The sequence below is a fragment of the Sorangium sp. So ce295 genome (genome assembly GCF_051527405.1).
Lineage (GTDB): Bacteria > Myxococcota_A > Polyangia > Polyangiales > Polyangiaceae > Sorangium > Sorangium cellulosum_B.
The window spans coordinates 1,997,146-2,015,977 of the sequence record NZ_CP150324.1; the positions used below are offsets into that span (position 1 = coordinate 1,997,146).

12 protein-coding genes and 1 pseudogene are annotated in these 18,832 nt (G+C 69.1%); 6 read left to right on the forward strand and 7 right to left on the reverse strand.

Annotated features, from left to right (window positions below; all coding sequences use genetic code 11):
• Positions 1-4: 4 nt before the first annotated feature.
• Entirely contained in the window at positions 5-2,854 is a 2,850-nt protein-coding gene (locus WMF11_RS07625) for a response regulator (protein ID WP_437907765.1), read from the forward strand.
• A 93-nt stretch (positions 2,855-2,947) separates the two neighbouring features.
• Positions 2,948-5,095 carry a TonB-dependent receptor plug domain-containing protein gene (locus WMF11_RS07630; protein WP_437907766.1) on the forward strand — a complete coding sequence of 716 codons (2,148 nt, stop codon included), beginning with the start codon at positions 2,948-2,950 and terminating at the stop codon, positions 5,093-5,095.
• Positions 5,096-5,258: 163 nt separating this feature from the next.
• Here WMF11_RS07630 and WMF11_RS07635 read toward each other — a convergent pair whose 3' ends face one another.
• Entirely contained in the window at positions 5,259-6,566 is a 1,308-nt protein-coding gene (locus tag WMF11_RS07635) for an ABC transporter substrate-binding protein (protein WP_437976971.1), read from the reverse strand.
• 453 nt (positions 6,567-7,019) lie between these two features.
• On the opposite strand from WMF11_RS07635, the gene WMF11_RS07640 reads away from it, so the two are divergent.
• On the forward strand, positions 7,020-7,256 hold the full coding sequence (locus tag WMF11_RS07640; RefSeq protein WP_437976972.1) for a hypothetical protein: 237 nt from the start codon (positions 7,020-7,022) through the stop codon (positions 7,254-7,256).
• Positions 7,257-7,757: 501 nt separating this feature from the next.
• On the opposite strand, the gene WMF11_RS07645 is transcribed toward WMF11_RS07640, so the two are convergent.
• From WMF11_RS07645 to WMF11_RS07655, 3 genes and pseudogenes are all read right to left on the reverse strand, one after another.
• Positions 7,758-8,345, reverse strand: a complete 588-nt coding sequence (locus WMF11_RS07645) for a DUF4276 family protein (RefSeq protein ID WP_437976973.1) — start codon at positions 8,343-8,345, stop codon at positions 7,758-7,760.
• Between the two features lie 140 nt (positions 8,346-8,485).
• Positions 8,486-9,592 (reverse strand): AAA family ATPase, encoded by a 1,107-nt coding sequence (locus tag WMF11_RS07650; protein WP_437910962.1) that lies wholly within the window; start codon positions 9,590-9,592, stop codon positions 8,486-8,488.
• Positions 9,593-9,601: 9 nt separating this feature from the next.
• Positions 9,602-9,739: pseudogene (locus WMF11_RS07655) on the reverse strand (AAA family ATPase); the annotation flags it as partial.
• A 233-nt stretch (positions 9,740-9,972) separates the two neighbouring features.
• On the opposite strand from WMF11_RS07655, the gene WMF11_RS07660 reads away from it, so the two are divergent.
• The 3 genes from WMF11_RS07660 to WMF11_RS07670 all read left to right on the forward strand — a co-directional run bounded on the left by WMF11_RS07660 (position 9,973) and on the right by WMF11_RS07670 (position 14,001).
• Positions 9,973-11,673, forward strand: a complete 1,701-nt coding sequence (locus tag WMF11_RS07660) for a hypothetical protein (protein WP_437976974.1) — start codon at positions 9,973-9,975, stop codon at positions 11,671-11,673.
• Positions 11,674-11,782: 109 nt separating this feature from the next.
• Positions 11,783-13,198 (forward strand): AAA family ATPase, encoded by a 1,416-nt coding sequence (locus WMF11_RS07665; RefSeq protein ID WP_437976975.1) that lies wholly within the window; start codon positions 11,783-11,785, stop codon positions 13,196-13,198.
• Positions 13,199-13,203: 5 nt separating this feature from the next.
• Complete coding sequence (locus tag WMF11_RS07670; protein ID WP_437976976.1) at positions 13,204-14,001, forward strand: hypothetical protein; 798 nt, start codon at positions 13,204-13,206, stop codon at positions 13,999-14,001.
• Positions 14,002-14,034: 33 nt separating this feature from the next.
• Here WMF11_RS07670 and WMF11_RS07675 read toward each other — a convergent pair whose 3' ends face one another.
• From WMF11_RS07675 to WMF11_RS07685, 3 genes are all read right to left on the reverse strand, one after another.
• Complete coding sequence (locus WMF11_RS07675; protein ID WP_437976977.1) at positions 14,035-15,228, reverse strand: hypothetical protein; 1,194 nt, start codon at positions 15,226-15,228, stop codon at positions 14,035-14,037.
• Between the two features lie 506 nt (positions 15,229-15,734).
• Positions 15,735-16,808, reverse strand: a complete 1,074-nt coding sequence (locus tag WMF11_RS07680; protein ID WP_437976978.1) for an FG-GAP repeat domain-containing protein — start codon at positions 16,806-16,808, stop codon at positions 15,735-15,737.
• Positions 16,809-17,208: 400 nt separating this feature from the next.
• Positions 17,209-18,630 (reverse strand): hypothetical protein, encoded by a 1,422-nt coding sequence (locus WMF11_RS07685; protein WP_437976979.1) that lies wholly within the window; start codon positions 18,628-18,630, stop codon positions 17,209-17,211.
• Positions 18,631-18,832 lie beyond the last annotated feature (202 nt).

Sequence of the window (18,832 nt, forward strand, 5' to 3'; positions counted from 1 at the left end):
GTGCATGGCAACCCCGAACACCCACGGCTCGCTCCGCATCAAGCTGCTTCGCCTGATCCTGGGCGCGCTGCTGCTGCTCGGGGGCACCACGCTGCTCGCGAGCGGCGCGCTCATCTATTCGACGGATCGCGCGGTCCAGGCCAAGCGTGAGCAGGAGCTCCTGAGCGGCCTGGAAGAGAAGGCGCGCCTGCTCGGCTTCAACCAGGCGCTGGCCTTGCGCAGCCTGGTGGCTGACAACCTCTTCGGGGATGTCAAGGCGCTCATTCACCAGACCGTCTCGGAGAACAACGACATCGCCTACGGGGTGTTCTTCGACGCGGAGAACCGGGTCTGGGCGGCGAGCGGCCTGGCCCGGGCGCCCGCCTCGAAGGACGCGCCCGGCCCGGCGGCGCCGAACTACACAGCGGCGGACCTGGAGTCGCTCGGGATCAGCACCGCGCACCAGTCCCGGCTCGTGCTGCGGCGGCGGCAGAACCCCCTGGGCGGAGAGGACGTCCTCGAGGTCGCGGCCCCGGTCATCTCGGAGGGGGCCCACGCCGGGAGCGTGATCTACGGCGTCAGCACGAGGAGCGTCGCCGAGCGCATGGTCCAGGCCCGGGACCTCGCCGCGAACCGGCTCGTGACCACGCTCGGCCTGATCGTGGCGCTGATCCTCGGCAGCGGGGCGGCCAGCTATTTCCTCGTCAAGCGGGTCGCCGTCCACATCACCGAGCCGCTGCTCGCGCTGCGCACGGCGGCGGGGGCCATCGCCACCGGGCTCCGATCGAGCGCACCGCCGACCGAATCGCCCATCGTGGATCGGAAGAAGTGGGAGCGCGTGCAGATCACGAGCGGCGACGAGCTCGAGCTGCTCGGATCGGCCTTCAACAGCATGGTCGAGGCGAACGAGCAGGCGTTCGAGGAGCTGCGCGTGAAGACCGAGCAGGCGCTCGAGGCGTCGCGGATGAAGAGCGAGTTCCTCGCCAACATGAGCCACGAGATCCGGACGCCGATGAACGGGATCCTCGGGGTCATCCGGCTCATGCAGAACCAGTCGCTCGACGGCAAGATGCGGCGTTACGTGGAGACCGTCGACGCCTCCGCCAACACGTTGATGTCGATCATCAACGACGTGCTCGACTTCTCGAAGCTCGAGGCCGGCAAGTACGTGGCGCAGCACGTCTCCTACGATCTGCGCCTCGTCATCCAGGAGGTCGCGGAGCTGATGGCGAGCCAGGCGCACGAGAAGGGCCTCGAGCTCGTGTACCGCGTCGAGCGCCGCGTCCCCACGGGCATCGTGGGCGATCCCGACCGGTTCCGCCAGGTGCTCACCAACCTGGTCGGCAACGCGATCAAGTTCACCGAGCGCGGAGAGGTGCTGATCGACGCCTCGATCTCTCAGCAGGACAAGGCCACGGCGCTCATCAAGCTCGCCGTGGTGGACACCGGCCCCGGCATCGCGCCCGACGACCAGAAGAAGCTCTTCGCGGCCTTCTCGCAGGTGGACGGCTCGCTGGTCCGCAAGCACGGCGGCACGGGCCTCGGGCTCGCGATCAGCAAGCGCCTCGTCGAGGTCATGGGCGGCGAGGTCGGCCTCGACAGCACGCCGGGGCAGGGCAGCCGGTTCTGGTTCACGATCCGGGTCGGCGTCACGGCCGGCGGCGAGCAGATCCGCTCCGCCGAGTGGGCGAGCGGGCGCCGCGCGCTCGTGGTGGAGATCAGCAGGAGCTGGCGCGACGTCGTGGTGGAGCACCTGGTGGCGTGGGGCTTCGACGCCGAGTCCGCGACCTCCGGCAGGGACGCGATCAACCGGCTCGAGCTCGCGGTGCTGGAGAAGCGGCCGTTCAGCGCCGCCGTCGTCGGTGTCCAGATGGACGACCTCGGCCTCGAGGAGTTCCTCAGGACGATCCAGTCGGTCCCGGCGCTGCAGACGTTGCCCGTGGTGGCGCTCTATCACATGGGATCGAGCGTGACGTTGAGCGGGATGGACTCCAGCATGGTCACGCAGCTCCCCAAGCCGCTCCGCGTCTCCGAGCTGTACAACACGCTGCAGAGCGCGCTCACGGGCGCCTCGACCCCGCCGCCTAGCAAGCCCGGCGCGGAGCCGGGTAAGATCGCGAGCAAGCTCCCCGTGCTGGTCGTCGATGACAACGAGATCAACCGCTACGTGGCGATGGAGCAGGTCGAGCAGCTGGGTCTGCGCGTGGAGACCGCGTGCAACGGCCAGGAGGCGCTCGAGTGCGTCAAGCGAAAGCGGTACGTCGCCGTGCTCATGGATTGCCAGATGCCCGTGATGGACGGGTACACCGCCACCCAGGAGATCCGCGCCTGGGAGCGCTCGAGGAATCGACACACGGTGATCATCGCGCTGACGGCGCACGCGCTCGTCGGCGAGCGGGACCGGGTGCTCGCGGCGGGGATGGACGATTATCTGGCCAAGCCGGTACGCCCTCAATCTCTGCAGAAGACCCTGTGGCGGCACGTGGTCCTGAGCCGGGACGAGCCCCCGTCGTCGCGGTCTCCCTCCGCCCCCGAGCTGGAGGCGGCGCGCGCGCCGGTGCTCGACCCGGAGGTCCCGCGCTCGCGGAAGCTGATCGAGCTCGTCCTCAAGAACGTGCCGGCGCAGCTCGATGGCCTGGAGGCGGTCATCCGGAGCGCCGTGGCTGCAGAGATCAAGGCGAACGCTCACAAGCTGAAGGGCAGCATGCTCTCGATCGGCGCGGCGCGCGTCGCGGAGCTGGCGGAGAAGATGCAGCTCGCCGCAGGTCAAGGCGAGCTGCCGCAGGCGGGCGATATCACGCGGCTACGTGACGAGTTCGACTCCGTGAGCGCTGCCCTGAAGGAGGAGCTCGCTGCGACAGCCAAGGCGACGTGACGATCGCGCCGAATCGACGATGGACGAATGTCTGGAGCCCACTGAACCCGCATGATGCTTGCCTCACTCGAAACCCGGTGGATGGTTGCGCTGGTGATCGCTTCGATCCCCGGTCTCGCATGGGCCCAGCCGACGACCGCGACGGCGCCGGGAGCGCCGAAGGCGGTGGGGGGTGAGCGCCGGAACGACGCGCTCGAGGACGTCGACCTCTTGAGGCTGCTCGACGTCGAGGTGTCCACCGCCACCAAGACGCTGGAGACCCTCGACGACGCGCCCGCCATCATGACGGCGATCACCGCCGAAGAGATCCAGCGCTGGGGATACACGAGCGTCGGCGAGGTGCTGGAGCACGTCGTCGGGTTCTATCTCATCGACGACCACATCCTGCCGAACGCCGGCGTGCAGGGGATGACAGGCGGGCTGGGGGCCGAGAGCGGCGGGATCAAGGTGATGATCAACGGTCGATCGGCGGCGTTCCGGACCACCAGCGGCAACTGGCTGGGCACGGAGCTGATCCCGCTGTCGGCCATCAAGCAGATCGAGATCGTCCGCGGTCCGGCGTCGGCGCTCTATGGCGCCGATGCGTTCCTCGGGGTCGTCAACATCATCACCCTCGATCCGGAGGACATTCCCTTCGTCGACGGCACGGTGCAAGCCGGCGTGACGAGGGACCACCCGCGCGGCCGCTTCGACCTCGTGGGCGGCATGTTCACCGACCGCTTCGAGATGATGCTGACGGCCGCGGGGGAGCTCGACGATCGAAGCGGCCTGGAGATGCCTACCCAGTCCCCGCTTCCACGCATCCCGCCCTACAACGCGGGGCGCCTGGACGCCCAGAACCTCGAGCGTTTGTCGGGGGTCGTCGGGGCGCGCATCGGGTATCGCCATCCCGAGCGTGGGCACCACCTCAGGCTCAGCGCGTACTGGTCAGGCCTCCGGCGCGGCGGGGATTTTGCGCAATGGGCCCAGCTCACCGGCGGGACGGACGACGAGGGGAACCGTGTCGGCACGGTGATCAGCCTCCAGCAGCGTCGCGTGGCGATCGACGGGCTTTACCAGCTGAACCGGGAGCTCGCGTTCGCGGTGCAAGGGATGTACTTCCAGGGCGGCGTCCTGCCGGACGACCGCGTCGACCTCGCCGGCGGCTGGTACTACATCGAGCGGCGCATGGCGTATCGCGGCGTGGACGCGAGCGTCGAGGCCCGGTGGATGCCGTGGGACCGATTCAACCTGATATTGAATCTGGAGTCCGTCTACGACAAGGAGGACCTGCCGTCCTTCCGCCGGGTCACCAAGGAAACGGGGCAGTCCTTCGGCTCCCCGGAGCGGGAGCAGCAATCGGCCGAGCTTGTCGACATCGGAGCGCTCCTTAGCGCCAACCTCAAGGTGCTCGATCCGTGGCTGAAGGTCACGGGCGGGCTCCGCTACGATCACCACAGCAAGTATGGCAATCAGCTGACCGGTCGGTTCGGGGCGACCTCGCACCTGGGAAAGACGGTCGTGGCCAAGCTGCTATACGGCAGCGCCTTCAAGGCGCCGTCCCCGTATCTGCTCTTCGCCGAGCCCCTCGTGCCGGGCGACGTGATCGGGAACGAGCGCCTGTCGCCTCAGCTCATCCACACCGTGGACGCGGAGCTGACGTGGAGGCCTGCTGTCTGGGCCTCGGCGAGCACGGGGGTGTCGTACAGCCTCTTGAACGACAAGGCAGAGTTCGTTCCGCGGGGCATCAACAAGACGGCGCTGAACATCGCCAGCCAGAAGTCCTTGATCTGGGCGACCCGCGCCGAGCTGCGGCACGGCGACGCCTTCGGGGGCTACGGGTCGTTCGAGACCGTGCATTCCACCCGGGACTCCGGCCAGGTGGGGTACCAGGCGGATCTGGTCGGCTCGTCGATGGTCGCGTACCCGCGCTGGATCGCCCGCGCCGGCGCCTATGTGAAGCTGCCGTCGCCGAGCTCCGTGCCGCTGGAGCTCTCGACGCAAGGGATCCTCGTCGGGCCCCGGCAGTCCGCGGAGGCGAGCACCCTGGAGGCCGGCGGCGCGTTCGAGCTGCCCACGTACCTCAGGTGGAACGCCAGCCTGGTCGCGCGCAACCTGTGGATCATCCCGGGGCACGAGACGACCCTGGCCGTGCGCGCCAAGAACATCCTCGGCACCTTCGGCCCGGATCCCGGCTTCTCGGGCTTCGAGTACCCGCTCGCGCCGCGCGAGATCTTCTTCGAGCTACGACACCGCTATTGAGCGGCGGTCACCCGCTTCGGATACGGGCCCATCTCGACGTTTTCGGTGCTCAGCGCACAGGAGTGCGCTTCCGCGCCGAAAACGCCGATCTGGACCCGTCTCCTGTGCGGGTGACCGCCGCTCTGCGACGCTCGTACCAGGCTCAGCTGAAAACCGCTCTCGATCAGTGCTGGACCACACACTTGGCGTCGAAGGGGTCGAGATCGCGGAATTTGTCGCCTTCGATGGTCCACGTTTGCATGATGTGATTCTGGCTCGCCCCGTAGGAGTCGAACTCGTATTCGGCGGCTGCGCCGATGTAGCGGAGCGGGGTCCCCGCGCGGAGCCTGGCCATCGCGGTGTTCAGATCCCACCACAAGGCGACGTCGTTCTTGGGGTCGTTGAGCTCGAGGATCTTCTGCCGCAGCTCATGTCCGGACGTGATGATCTGCCCGGTGGTCGCGTAGCCGTACACGAGGCCCATCGCGATGAGGACGACGCCGTCGTAATAGAAGTGCGCTGCGGGGAACGGCACCTCGCGGTTCCACCGGCGGGAGAAGTGATAGGTGAAGGCCGTGGTGTTCCAGTTCGTGCAATCGAGCTTCTCCCCGGTTTCGTCCTTGGGGGTGCACTCGCTCCGCAGGCTGAGGGAGGGCGAGATCCCGTAGGAGTCATCGAGCGCGCCTTGAGGGATGTTGGCGAGGAACACCTCGGTGTGCAACGCAGGCCCGAGGAGCCACCTGCCCGGACGCCCGTGGACGGTCCATTCGGTCACGATGGTCGAGGCGGCGGCGGGATAGGCGGCCAGCAGCGTGCGGCCGGCCGGCGCCCGCTCCGTCTCGTCGTCCAGGTAGAAGGCGGCTCTGATCTTGTCCTTGTACGTCTCGCCCGGCTTGAACGTCACCGAGGGGAGGATCCTGCCCTGGAGCGCCGCGAAATGGGTCGTGAACTCGGTGCTGACGGCTGTGTTGTAGTCGTCCCGCGCGGAGAGGCTATTGGCGGTGCGGACACCCTCGCTGACGATGTGTTTCGCGAGCGCGCAGCCGATGCCGAACGGGGAAGGGGCGAGCCTCATCCTGCCGCCCACGTCCTCACGGCGCGCGATGGAGGGCGCGGCATAACCCGTCAGCATGTGGAGGATGTCCTCCTTCTTCACCTCGATCGCGATGTCGCGGGCGAGCTCGTTCTCTTCGGGCCCTACCAGGTAACGGACATCATCTGTGTAGATCAGCGAGAGCAGCTGGTCGAGCCCGCGGTCCTGGGTCGAGTGGCTGTCTCGGCTCACGATGTCGAACGGCCTCCCTTCGAGCCCGCCCGCGGCGTTCAGGTCTTGGACCGCGAGCAACATGGCTTGCTCGAGGTTGCGGCCGATGGCCGACTCGCCCCCGGAGAAGGGGAGGAGGGCCCCGATTCTGATGGCGTTCTCGGGCTCATCGGGCTCATCGGGCGCCGTCGACGAGCAGGACGTCGAGAGCAGGGACGCGAGTCCCACAATCAGCCCGGTCTCCATACAGCGCATGCGTCGCCTGCGAGCGCCCAGCCACGCGCCGGCTCGATGGAGGCAGTCCCGAACGGTAGGCATCGCAGTGTACATGGTTGTCCTTCGAGACGATGACATCGCATTGAGGACGGAGCTGTCAAGGGCCGTGGGTGCGATGCGCACCACAAGGTTTGCTGTTTGCGTTCTGCGATCGATGCCCGTCGAACGCGGCTGTCGAAGCAGGCACCTTCCGACCCGAAGACCGCGCAGGTCCTCCCGGCGCTGGCCGGCGCGCCCGCCGCGCTGAGCGAGTGCGAGGCTTTCTCGTGACGCGCTGGCGCCGCGCCCGCACAACCCTGCGGCGACGCGACGCGGAGGGCGCGCTCGCCGGGGGCGACGCTGCGAAGCGCGACGCGCGGCTCGCGGGCGTCGATGTATGCGTGGGCGTCGAGGCGGGCCTCGCGCGTGTTCCGGGCCGAACTCGCGCCCATCGCCTGCGGTGGCGCCATCGCCGCGCCGCTGCCGGAGGCGGCGCTCGCGGCGCTGCGGTGCGACATGTGCTGGGTGCTGCTCGGCCTCACGCTCACCACCCGGCTCGCGCTCACCGGGCGACCGAGCCACCCAACGACGGGCAGCACCTTCTCGCGTTCGCCAAGGTGCCGCTCTGCAACGTCTACCACGGCGAGCTCGGCCGGCTGCTAGAGCCCTGGTGGACCAGCGGCCGTGGCGCCGCGCTCGTCGGCCTGCGCGGGCTGTCGGCAGTCGGCCTGCTCCGCCACGCCCGCGTCGACGGCCCGCGCTCCTGCGCGACTTCCTTGGCCGATGCGTCCCGCGCTGCAGCGTCGCGCGGCGCTGCCCACCGCACAGCACCCGTGCCGTAGAGCGAGCCTCCTCGATCGCGTGTCGCGCGGATCCGCTCAACGGATCTCGGGAGCGCGTCGTGCTGTAGGGTCATAGCATCCAGAGGAGCCGAGACGGTGTCAAGGTGAGCGCACGGCGGCTGGTACGCGCCGGCACGCGCTGGCACGCTGGGTTGCGCTTCGGTCGCGGCGTCGTTTGAGGTGACGCGGAAGTCGCGACCTGGCCGCGGCGTCGTTTGGGAGGCGGTGCCGAGGTCGTAGGCATCGCCCACGATAGGGAGCAGGGTCGCGGCGCCGTGGGCTTCGCGACCCACGGGCGTCGCGCGCCGTTGTTGCGCCTCGCTCAGCGACGCGCGCGCAGATCGGGGGCGATGAACTCTCCGAGCGCATCCACGAACGCGCCGAAGCCGCGCGGGCAGCACCGGATGAGGACCTCGATATCCACGGATTTCGCGATCTGTCCGTATGCACGGGCTCGGTCCTCGACACCAGGGTAACTGGAGAGCACAGCTTCGAGCATCGTCTTGGGGTCGTGTTCGGACTCGGGGCTTCTCGAGAGCCCACTCGCGGGACCTCGGCCGAAGGCGCGGCGGAAAGCACCGGAATCGGCGAGCAGCCAAGCTTCGAGCTCCTCGACACAGATCCCGACGGCAGCCCCGCTCGTGCCGTGGACGCGGAGCGCATCGAGGATCGTCTCACGATCGCGCAGCGGCGCGTCCTCCCGGTCCCGATCCCATACCGCGACGATGAGCGTCTCGGGGCTCCGTCGTCGCGACTTCTGGATCGCCGAGAGCACCTTCCATCCCTTGATGCTCAGCTTGCGGCGCCGCTCGCCGTCATCGAGCTTGACCTCGTCGCGGATACGGCTTTGCAAGCGGTGCGCGACGATCCTCTCTACAGGGAGGGCCTCGTCGAGCGCAGCTTCGGTCATGCCTGGCGCGCGTGCCAGCGCCTTGCGTACGAGCGGCACGAGCGCGCCGCCCTCGGCCGGCTCTCGTTCTTCCGGGCGGCCATCGCGGCGCGCTGTCCGTGCATCGGTGGGTCCCTCTACCCACAGCTCCATCCGCAGGGTCACGGCCGAGCGTCGCTCCCGACGATGTACTCCTCCCCCTCGTTGACCCAGATCTCCCCGGGGCCCTGGTAGTCGAGCAGCGCCTCGATCCCGGAAGGCTTCATGAAAGGCGTGACCGTGGTCGCGCCGTCGTCGCCTCGCTGGACGACGCGGATCCCCTGCGGCTCGATCAGGTTGAGCAGCATCGGCGAGTGCGTGGTGAGGATGACCTGCGTGGCTGCGCCGCCGTGGGCCCCCGTGCTCATGTCGCGGAAGAGCCCTACCAGCTTGCGCAGCATGCCGGGGTGCAGCCCCGTCTCTGGCTCTTCGACCAGGAGCAACGGGGCGGGATCCGGGCCGAGCACCAGATAGAGATATCCGAGATAGAGGAGCACCCCATGGGAGACCGAGCGGCTCGGGATCCGTGTGCCGGACCGGATAACGAGCTCGATCTCGTTCACCGGCGCCGCGCCGTGGTCCGCACGCCTTTGCTTGATGTCGATGCGCTTGACCTGGGGCATCGCTCTCGTGAGCGCATCCTCGATACGCTCCAGGATGTCTCGGCCGCGGAGCAGAAGGTCGGCGATCACGTTGGCGAGCCCGTCTCCGTGGACTCCCAGGCGCGCAACCCGCTCCTCGCGCGAGGACGCGATCGCATGGGGTACACCGCGATGCAGCGCTTCCGGGCGCAAGGAATAGATGCCAGTGGCGCTTAGCACCGCGAGCAGCGGCTCCGCAGCCTGGAACATCTCGGAGAATCGCTGCCATTCTTTGATTGCCCCGTCCGGAGCAGGGAACCATCGCCGGTTGAGGAGGGGGGCGCCCAGATCCATCCAACCGTGCGGTCCATCGGGTCGGTCGTCGGCCGAAGCGCGGAACGTCAGTTCTTGCCCGGTCCTCTCCGCGCAGGCCGAACCGAGGCGCAGATGCTCGGCCTGGACCTGCACGCCGAAGCGCCCTACATCGACCGCGACATCATAGCTGTACTCGACATTGCCGCTCAGGCCACGCGAGCCGATCCGGATCGGCCCCCCTTTTCCGTTGAACGAATGTGCGTTCATGGCCTCGGGCGTGGGGAAGACGGCTCCCCAGCCATCCGTTGAGCGGCTCGCCGCCGCCCAGGTCAAGAGCGACCTGAGCAGCATCGATTTTCCGGAGTCGTTGGGCCCCACCAGCACCGTCAGCGGCTCGAGCTCGACCGTGGCGTCTCGCACGCAGCCGAAATTCTCGACGTGCAGCTGCTGGATCGGGATCGTAGGTCCGGCGTTCGTCATCGGGCGTCGAGCTTACCGTGGTTCGGGCGCTGCAGGCGTTCTCGCCCGCATCCATCGTGCCCCGGCGCGACCCGCCTCGCCTTGAGCCCGCGCTTCCGCTTCCGCGGACCGTGACCTTGTGCCCCCCGCCCGCCTCCTCGGTGCGCTCCACGGATGCCCCCGCTCGGATTGTGATGGACGCCCGCCGCTCCTCCGCGAAACCTTTGCGGACCGCCCGTGTCCAAGGAGACGTGATGCCCTCCCACCTTCGCTCGCACTTCGCCTTCAACGCCCTCGCCGCCGCGATCGGGCTCTCCCTCGCGGCCTGCGCCGGGGCGCCTCCGCCCGCGCCGAACGCGCCGGTCTCGCCGGGCGACGGCCGCCCGGCGACCCCGCCGCCGGCGCCGCTCCCGGAGGAAGAGGCCTTCGCCGTCCACGGCACGCTCAAGGACGAGTGGCTCCCGATCCTGAAGCCGGCGCCCTTCGACCCGAAGACCGCGCTGGTCCCCCCGGCGCCGGCTGGCGTGCCCGCCGCGCCGCGCGCCTGCGAGGCGTTCGTGCGGCGCGCCGCCGTCGCGCCGGCGCAGCCCTGCGGCGACGCGCAGGGCGCGCTCGAGGCGCTCGACGCCGCGCTCGCCGAGGACGACGCGGCGAAGCGCGACGCGCGGCTCGCGGGCGTCGAGGCGTGCGCGGGCCTCGAGGCGGGCCTCGCGCGCGCGCTCCGGGCCGAGCTCGCGCCCATCACCTGCGGCGACGCCGTCGCCGCGCCGCTCCTCGAAGCGCCGCCCGCCGCGCTCCGGGGCGACCTCTACCAGGTGCTGCTCGGCCTGACGCTCTCCGCCCGGCTCGCGCGCACCGCGACCGAGCCGCCCACGCTGCGGCCGCCCTACGATGTCCAGCGCGTCCTCGCGTTCACCAAGGGGCCGCTCTTCGCGTGGGTGACGGAGCAGGCCCGGGCGATCGAGGATCTCGGGCGGCGCGGCGTCGAGCTTCCGTTCTACGCGAAGGGCATCGTCGCCGTGGAGTCCGGGCGGGCCGACATGCGGCTCGTCGAGGCGGTCCGGTCCGCGCCGCTGCCGGACGCCATGCGGAAGGACGCGGAGCTCGCGAACGTCTATTACGGCGAGCTCGATCAGCTGCTCGATCCCTGGAAGGCGCGCGGCCGTGACGCCGCGCTCGTCGGCCTGCGCGAGCTCTCGTCGGTCGGCGTCCTCCGCGACGCCCGCGTCGACGGCGCGCGCGAGATGCTCTCGCGCCTCTACGGCGGCCGGCGCGTCGACGCGCTGGACGCGCTGGAGCTGCCGCCGCTCGCGGCGGGCGCCGCCCCTTCGTCGGCCGTCGAGCGGCTGGCGGCCCGGCTGCCGACGTACTACGCGGGCCGCCTGATCGCGCCCGAGGCGGCGGCGCGGCCCGAGCTCCTGCGCGTCCTGCTCGGCCGGGGCGTCCCGCTCCAGCACCGCGCGGCGCTGCGCACCGCGCAGCTCTCGCCCGAGTCGAGGCTCCTCTATGCGAGGGCGCGGCTCGAGCTCGGCCGCCTGTACTGGCGGGCCGTGGACTTCGATCAGGCGACCGCGCTGCTCGCGGCGTGGCCCAAGGACACCCCGCGCCCCGCCGAGGCGACGGCGCTGCTCGCGGTCGCGCTCGGCCTGCGCAACGGCCCCGAGGACGCGGCGCTCATGATGCGGCGGGCGCCGCTCGCGGGGCTCGGCCTGGGCGAGCTCGCCGCGCTCGACTGGGTGGCCCGCGCGAAGCCCGCCTCGGCGTACGCGGGCATCGCGGCGTACGACGCGGCCGTCATCAAGCAGATCGCCGCCCCGCAGAGCGCCGAGGCGAGCTACTGGTCCGACGTGGCGGCGCGCTTCCGCGAGGCGCAGGCGCTCCTCACGGGGCCGCTCGCGAAGGCGGCGGAGGAGAGGGCGCGGGCGGCCGACGAGATCGCGCGGGCGGCGCCGTAGGGGCGGCGCAGCGGAGCTGTTGTACAGGCTGGCGATGCCGCTTCATTGCGGCGAGCTCCGCCAGCGCTCCGCACCCAACCCCGCGCGCCGGTTGCGCTAGGATGCCGCCGTGTACCTCCGCGAGATCCACGTCCGGAACCTCAAGCTGCTCCGCGATCTGCGGCTGTCGTTCACCTCTTCCTCCGGCGAACCGCGGATGTGGACCGTGATCGTCGGCGAGAACGGCCTCTGCAAAACATCCATCCTGCAGGCCATCGCCCTCGCGGCGAGCGGCCCCGACCGGGCCAACCAGCTCGCCGATATCCCCTCGCTGCCGGACCGGCGGCACCCGGACGAGCCCCTCGACATCGCGGCCAACTTCGCGTTCGGCCCCCTGCCCGAAGGGCGCTCGCGCATGTATCCCGGCTGGGGCGGCAAGCCAGGCCAGCCGCCAAAGTTCCTGCAGAGCCGGCTCAGCCTGGCGCCCGGATGGAAGGTCTTCGTGGGCTCGTCCGACTACGGGGAGCCCTCTGCGCATCCACAGGAACACCTCGATCCAGTGCGCAGCGCCGATCCGGGCCCCCTGCGCGAAGCCCGCGCCATCGGCGCGCCGTGGTGGTTCGTGGCCGGGTACGGCGTCAACCGGCGCCTACCCAAGCCGCACGGCGCCGCGCGCCCGGACGATCCGACGTTGAGCCGTCTCGACTCGCTGTTCGACGGCGCCCCGATCCTCGGCACCGGGTTCGCCGACATCCTCCAGGACCTCGGCATCGATCCTTCCCGTTACGCCGAGATGCTGTCCGACGCCCTCTTTCGCCGCTCCCGCCTGCTTCCGCGCGTGCGCGGGCTGGAGCTCCGGCGCCGCGGCGGGGTGAAGAGCGCCGCCGACCTCGTGGAAGCGCACCGCTTCGAGCTGCGCTCGGGCTCCTCCACGTTCACGCTGCCCGCGACGTGGCTGTCCCATGGCTACCAGGGGCTGATCTCCTGGATCGCGGACCTCATCGGTCAGATCGTGGCCGATACTCAGATCCTGGCCACTACGTCGAATTACGGGGCCCTCGTGAACCCCTCGGAGAAGAGCGGTCTCGTCCTCATCGACGAGATCGACCTCCACCTGCACCCGAGCTGGCAGGCTGAGCTTGTGCCGAAGCTGAGGAAGGTGTTCCCGCGGATGCAGTTCGTGGTGACCACCCACTCGCCCCTGGTCCTCCCCGGCTTCGCGAAGGACGAGATCGTCCGGCTCGGCCGGAACCGGGACGGCGACGTGATCGCCCGGAAGACCGGGGAGTCGCCTGCGCTCATGACCGGGAGCGAGCTGTACGAGGAGTTCTTCGGGATCGATCGCCTCTTTCCGACCGATCTCGGCGAGGCCGCGCAGCGCTACGGCCTGCTCGCGAACGACCCCGGTCGCTCGGACGCGGAGGAGCAGGAGATGGTCGCGCTGCGGCAGAAGCTCCGCGCCGCCGAGGTCGAGCCCGAGTGGGAACCGGTGCCCCGCACCAGGACGAGCGGGGGGCGGTCAACGAAGAAGGCGCGAGGACGGTGATCCGCGTGGACCGAGGCCCGAAGCCGGAAGGGCTGGAGGCCATCCGCAAGGTGGAGGTGAAGCGGCTCGCGGCCCTCGTACGGGAGGCGCCACCGAAGGCGAAGGATTTCGGCAACAGATACAACATCGCCCGCCGTGATCTCTGGAAAGCGCAAGGGCGGACGTGTTGCTACTGCGAGCGCCGCATCGACCGCCTCTACAACGATGTCGAGCACTTCCGGCCCAAGACCCGCGCCTGCCGCGGCCAGGGACGTCCCACGCACGGCTACTGGTGGCTGGCGTGGACGTGGGAGAATCTCCTCTTCGCCTGTCCCAGCTGCAATCGACGGCACAAGAAGAACAGATTCCCCCTCGCCCGCGAGAGCCGTATCCTGCCGGCGGGGCACAGTCCACCGGGGCCCGAGCGGGCCATCCTCATCGATCCTTCAGGCGAGGACGATCCGATCGAGCACATCCAGTTCGTGCCATTCCGCCAGACTGGGAAGAAAGAGAAATGGATCCCCGTGGCTCGTGGCGGGAGCCGACGGGGCAAGAGGACGATCCAGGTCCTCAAGCTCGACCGCCCCGCGCTCGTGACGGACTACGGAGATCATGTGTCCGACCTCGTCAGCCATCATGTGAAGGCGATCCGGGAGGCAATCCGTGCGGGAGGCGGCCGCGCCGTCGCGAGGGCCTGGCGATCCGCCCTGAGGACGCTGTTCTATCGGCGCCAGGCGTTCAAGGCGCTCTCCCATGACGTCCTCGATCACCACTTTCCTCCGGAGGTCCGGCGGCAGTGGGGCCTCGAGCTCGAGCGACCGTGATGGAGGACGTGAAGCGCCGGCACCGGCAGCGGTCTACGGATCGATGATCCAAGGACCACCCGCGCCGCCCGCGCCGTCGTTGGCGCCGGCGCCGCCCGCGCCGTCGCGGCCACCGGCGCCGGAGCCCGAATCGCCGGGGCCGCCCGCGCCGGCTCCCGTGCCCGTGCCGCCGGTCGCCGCGGCGGTGGCCGCGACGCCGGTGGTCCCGGCGCCGCTGGCCTCGTCGTCTCCGGGGGAGGTCGAGCCGTTGCCCGCACCGCCGGTGCCGCCGCCCGGGTCCACGTACGGGCCCGGGTCGATCAGACCGCCGCCGATCGCGGCCAGGTCATAGATGAGGTCGGTATCGAAATAGATACCGATCGGCCTGTAGGCGATGCCAGAGCCCACGACGACGGTCTCCGCTGCATGGGTCTCCCAGTTCCAGCCGGTGGTGCTGACGATATCCCAGGTGTATTGCTGGTAGACCGGATAGGCCGAGACCCGCGCGAGCGCGGCCGTGGGCACGAACAGGACCGAGGTCGCGTCGAGCCCGACGCTCGCGCTCACGTCGAACCCGACCGCCCTGGTGATCTGGTCGTCCGACGGCACGCAGTCGTCCAGCGGTCCCGGTGTGGGCTGGGCGCCCGCGGACGTGTCGCCGCCCGGCGTGCCCGACGTGGCCGAGGAAGGCTGAGGACCCCAGGTGCCGCCGCCCGGCATGCCCGGCGCGGGCTGATAGCTCCAGCCGCCGCCGCTGCCCGGCATTCCCGTCGAGGGCTGAGGGCTCAACGCGCCGAAGCCGCCCGGCGCGCCCGGGAAGGGCTGGAAGACCCCGAACGGGTCCTCCTCCGCGAGCGCCGGGAAGGGCCAGAGGTTGTTGGGCGCGCGACTGTCGCGTGCGCGCGCCACGGGCCGGGGCGGGGGCACCCTGGGCGCGGTGGTGCTCAGCACGCGCACCGCCGGCGTGACGCTCGCCGACACGGAGACGCTGAGGGTCCGCGGGCCGAACCCCTCCGCCACGCGGAGCAGGTGGGCGGCGTCCTCCCAGTGGAACGTCTCCGGCAGGACGAGGACGTTCGTGATCGTCCGACCAAAACACAGGGCCTGCCGGGCCTCGCCGACCCCGGCCCGTACGCCGCTGTCCGCGCGCTCGGGCACCTCGGACGCATCCCGCGGGCTCACGCAAGTGATGGATGGAACGAGCAGCATCGCCGTGCCGAGCACGAGCTTCACGTCAGGAACGAACATGTGCACTCCCCTGGGTTGCAATCAACGCAGCGAAGAGACGGAGCCGAGCCGCCGTGCAGAGCGCCGAGGAGCCGATGGTCTCCCTCGGCCTCCCGGAACCATCGCGCAAACGCGGCAAGCACCCTGGATCCAGAAGCGCGACCAGCTCGATGTGCATCGAATGCATCTCCAACGACCCTGGATGCAAGAAGCGGGGATTGGCCGTGTGGGCGCGCAGGTGGCGCCGCGCCCAGGTCCGGCGCGAAGCACGGTGGATGCGCTCAACGCCCGGACTGCCTGACCCTGAGAACCATACCGGAACATGCTCGGTTGCTTGTGTGACCTCGCAGGGCACCTTGCACCACTGCGGGAAGTTGCCCCGGATCAGCAGAAAAAACGCCGTGGCGCCAAGGCCGCCAAGAGGCGAGGGGAAGGGCTGTTCCTGCATTTCCCTCCTATTCCCCTGGTTCCTCGGCGCCCCTGGCGTCAGGGCGGTTCGCTTCCCGGCCCGACTTCCCGCAATAGCGCTAGTTGCCTTCGAGCGGTCCGGGGATGTTCCGACCCGGCGCGAGGAGCTGGCTGCCGTTCATCTGCCACACGGCCATCAGGTCCTGTTCGGCATTGCCCCATAGCACGTCCGCCATGCCATCGAAGTTGAAATCGGCAAGGCCCGATGCGGGCACCCACCGATCGCCGATCGGCCCGGGGATGTTCGGACCCGGCGCGAGGAGCTGGCTGTCGTTCATCAGCCACACGGCCATCAGGTTCTGTGCGGCGTTATGCCACAGCACGTCCGCCATGCCGTCGAAGTTGACGTCGAGCGCCGTGATGGTGACCCATCCGTCTCCGATCGGTCCGGGGATGTTCGGACCCAGCGCGAGCGGCTCGGTGCCGTTCATCAGCCATACAGCCATCAGGTTCTGTTCGGCATTGTTCCAGAGTATGTCCGCCATACCGTCGGAGTTGAAGTCGGCCGTTGTCGAGGCGATCCACCCGTCTCCGATCGGTCCGGGGATGTTCGGACCCGGCGCGAGCAGCTGGGTGCCGTTCATCAGCCACACGGTCGCCAGATTCTGTCGAGGGTTGTTCAATACCACGTCATTCATCCCGTCAAAGTTGAAGTCGGCAGCGCTCGTCACGGCCACCCACCTGTCGCCGAGCGGTCCGGGGATGACGGGCCCCGGTGCAAAAAGCTGGCTGCCGTTCATCTGCCATATGGCCACCAGGTTCTGCCGGCTGTTGTACCAGAACACGTCCGCCATGCCGTCGTCGTCGAAATCACCAGCCGAAATCGCCTCCCACCCGTCGCCGATCGGTCCGGGGATGTTCGGACCCGGCGCCAGGAGCTGGCTGTCGTTCATCAGCCACACGGCCATCAGGTTCTGTCCGGCATTGTTCCAGAGCACGTCCGCCATGCCGTCGCGATTGAAATCGGCCGGGTAGATGGTCTTCCACCTGTCGCCGTCCAACCGCTGCGCCGCCACGCCGAGCGATGGACTCTGGCCTTCGGAACGCAGACCATTCGCTTCGCGCTCGGCGCCGTCCGCGCAGGCAAACATGGCACATATTGCAGGGATTGTGCTCATGAGATTGGCCGCCATGACGAGTCGCATACCCCTGCCTTCCTCTTGCGTTCGCGCACAGGCTCCAGGCCGTCGATGCTTGCCAGAATAGCCAATGCGCGAAGACTGTGCCGTTGCTCGTGGCGCACGCTGTGCACCGCGGTGGCCACGCAAGCATCTCTCACCTGCGACCACTCGTGCCGGGCCGTGCGCTGCGACGGCATCATCAAATATGGTGTGACGCGGCCGACGGCGCTACCCGAGCCTCATTGCGCTACGCGAGCGCCATCGCGAAGAGCCACGCTTTTCGAGGTCATCACACGACCTCATGAGGCTTCTCCGCTTCGGTCGACACCCACGAAGGAACCCAGCGATCCTGGGTCCCTGCGACGGCGGGTGACATGGCTCCGCCTCCCGTCCACGCGGGCGGCGGAGCGGGTCAATGCCGCCGCTTGTTCTGGACGCGCGACTGCGGCAGCCCGGCGCGGTTCTTCTGGAGATAGCAGATCTCGACGAGCGTCGGCCACAGCTCGAGCGAGCCCTTGAACTGGCTGATCACGTCGTCGACGATGCGGACGAGGTTCTGCTGAAAGAAGTCGGGCTCAAAGCCGTAAAAGGTCTTCTCGAGGGTCACGGCGAAGCGGCGCAGGGCCTCGGCGCGCTCCTGGTTCACCGTCGTGGCCGCCGCGCCCAGCACCCGCGCATGGAGCGCGGTGATCCGCCCGAGGATCCGGTCGCAGTCCTCCGCGGTCACCTCGCCGCCGTAGTCGAAGCCGATGCTGAGGTCCTCGATCTTCGAGAGGGTCGACTTGATCTTCAGCTTGAGGAGGTTCGACACCTCCTCGTTGAACACCTCGGCGGCGAGCGGGCTCCGCATGTAGTTGCTCTTGACGTGCGTCTGGGCGGCGTCGACGTGGGCGGCGGCCACGCCTTGCTGCTGGATCCAGAGCCGGTAGATGTAGTCCTCGAACCGGAGCCGCGTCGGGAAGAACGGCGGCAGTCCGAAGCTGTTGTCATAGCCGGCCACCCCGCAGTCGATGCGCCAGTTCTTGTTGGTGACGGCGGGGCGGAAGTTGACGAGGACGTAGACGTCGCTCAGCTGGTCGAGCTCCACCTGCCCCTCGTCGTCGAGGAACAACTCCACGTAGTCGATCGCGTCGATATCGTTCGTCCCGGACCGGAATGTCTGCGCGACCTTGACCACCGCGTCCTCGGGCACGTCGCCCGAGCTGAGGAGAAGCGAGTTCTCGCGGGCGAGGCCCTGCGTGGCGTTGGTCTCGAGGTCCATGGCGCTGTCGCGGAGCAGCTCTCCGCGCACGTGGTTCGACGGGACGTCCGTGACGCGCTTGCCCAGCACGTCGAGGAACGCAGCCAGGATATCGAACGATTTCCGGGTGAAGCCGCCGCCGTTCGCCTTGAGGAGCTTGCCCCGGCAGATCTCGTCCCGCTCGAGGGACTCCGGGCTGTCCTCGACAAGCGCGTAGGGGCGCATGTCGTCGTCGGCGCTCAGCACGCGGCTGCCCAGCGTGTACATCAGGGTGTAGTTGCGGTTCCCGCCGTAGCTCGGGCGGAACAGGTTCCTGACGAGCGGTTCGAGCTTGCGGTCACGGAGCCTCTGGTTCAGGTAGGCGATGAACGCCTCCTTCTCGCGCGGGCCGACGTAGTAGAGGTCGTTGTAGGTCGCGGTCTGCTCGAGCTGCGAATAGTACTTCTGCTGGTTGTGGATGTTCGAGTCGTCGAAGACGAACATCGTGATCGCATGTCCGTTGCGCCAGAAGTGCTCGTCGTAAAGGTGGATGGTCTCGCCCACGTCGCGCAGCCGGTACGTGGGGATGACGAAGAGTGGTGGCCTGTTCTGCATGACGCGCGCAAAGCTAGTCCCGCCGGCGTCAAGAAGCCGTCAAGAGGCGGTCGGGCACCGTCAAGAGGTCGTCAACCCGCTCGCAGGCGCGGGGGGAAGGCCGCGCGGCGCAATCCCGCCGTCTTGATACTTTCTTGACGAGGGGCCCCCTCGGTTTGACGGTCCCTTGACCCGCGCGGGACTACGTTCTGTCCCGCTCGGT

Bases quoted from the DNA above. Each gene is read 5' to 3' on its own strand.
- WMF11_RS07625 (WP_437907765.1), top strand. From the start codon at position 5: ATGGCAACCCCGAACACCCACGGCTCGCTCCGCATCAAGCTGCTTCGC.
- WMF11_RS07645 (WP_437976973.1), bottom strand. From the start codon at position 8,345: ATGACCGAAGCTGCGCTCGACGAGGCCCTCCCTGTAGAGAGGATCGTC.
- WMF11_RS07660 (WP_437976974.1), top strand. From the start codon at position 9,973: ATGCCCTCCCACCTTCGCTCGCACTTCGCCTTCAACGCCCTCGCCGCC.
- WMF11_RS07675 (WP_437976977.1), bottom strand. From the start codon at position 15,228: ATGTTCGTTCCTGACGTGAAGCTCGTGCTCGGCACGGCGATGCTGCTC.
- WMF11_RS07680 (WP_437976978.1), bottom strand. From the start codon at position 16,808: ATGGCGGCCAATCTCATGAGCACAATCCCTGCAATATGTGCCATGTTT.
- WMF11_RS07685 (WP_437976979.1), bottom strand. From the start codon at position 18,630: ATGCAGAACAGGCCACCACTCTTCGTCATCCCCACGTACCGGCTGCGC.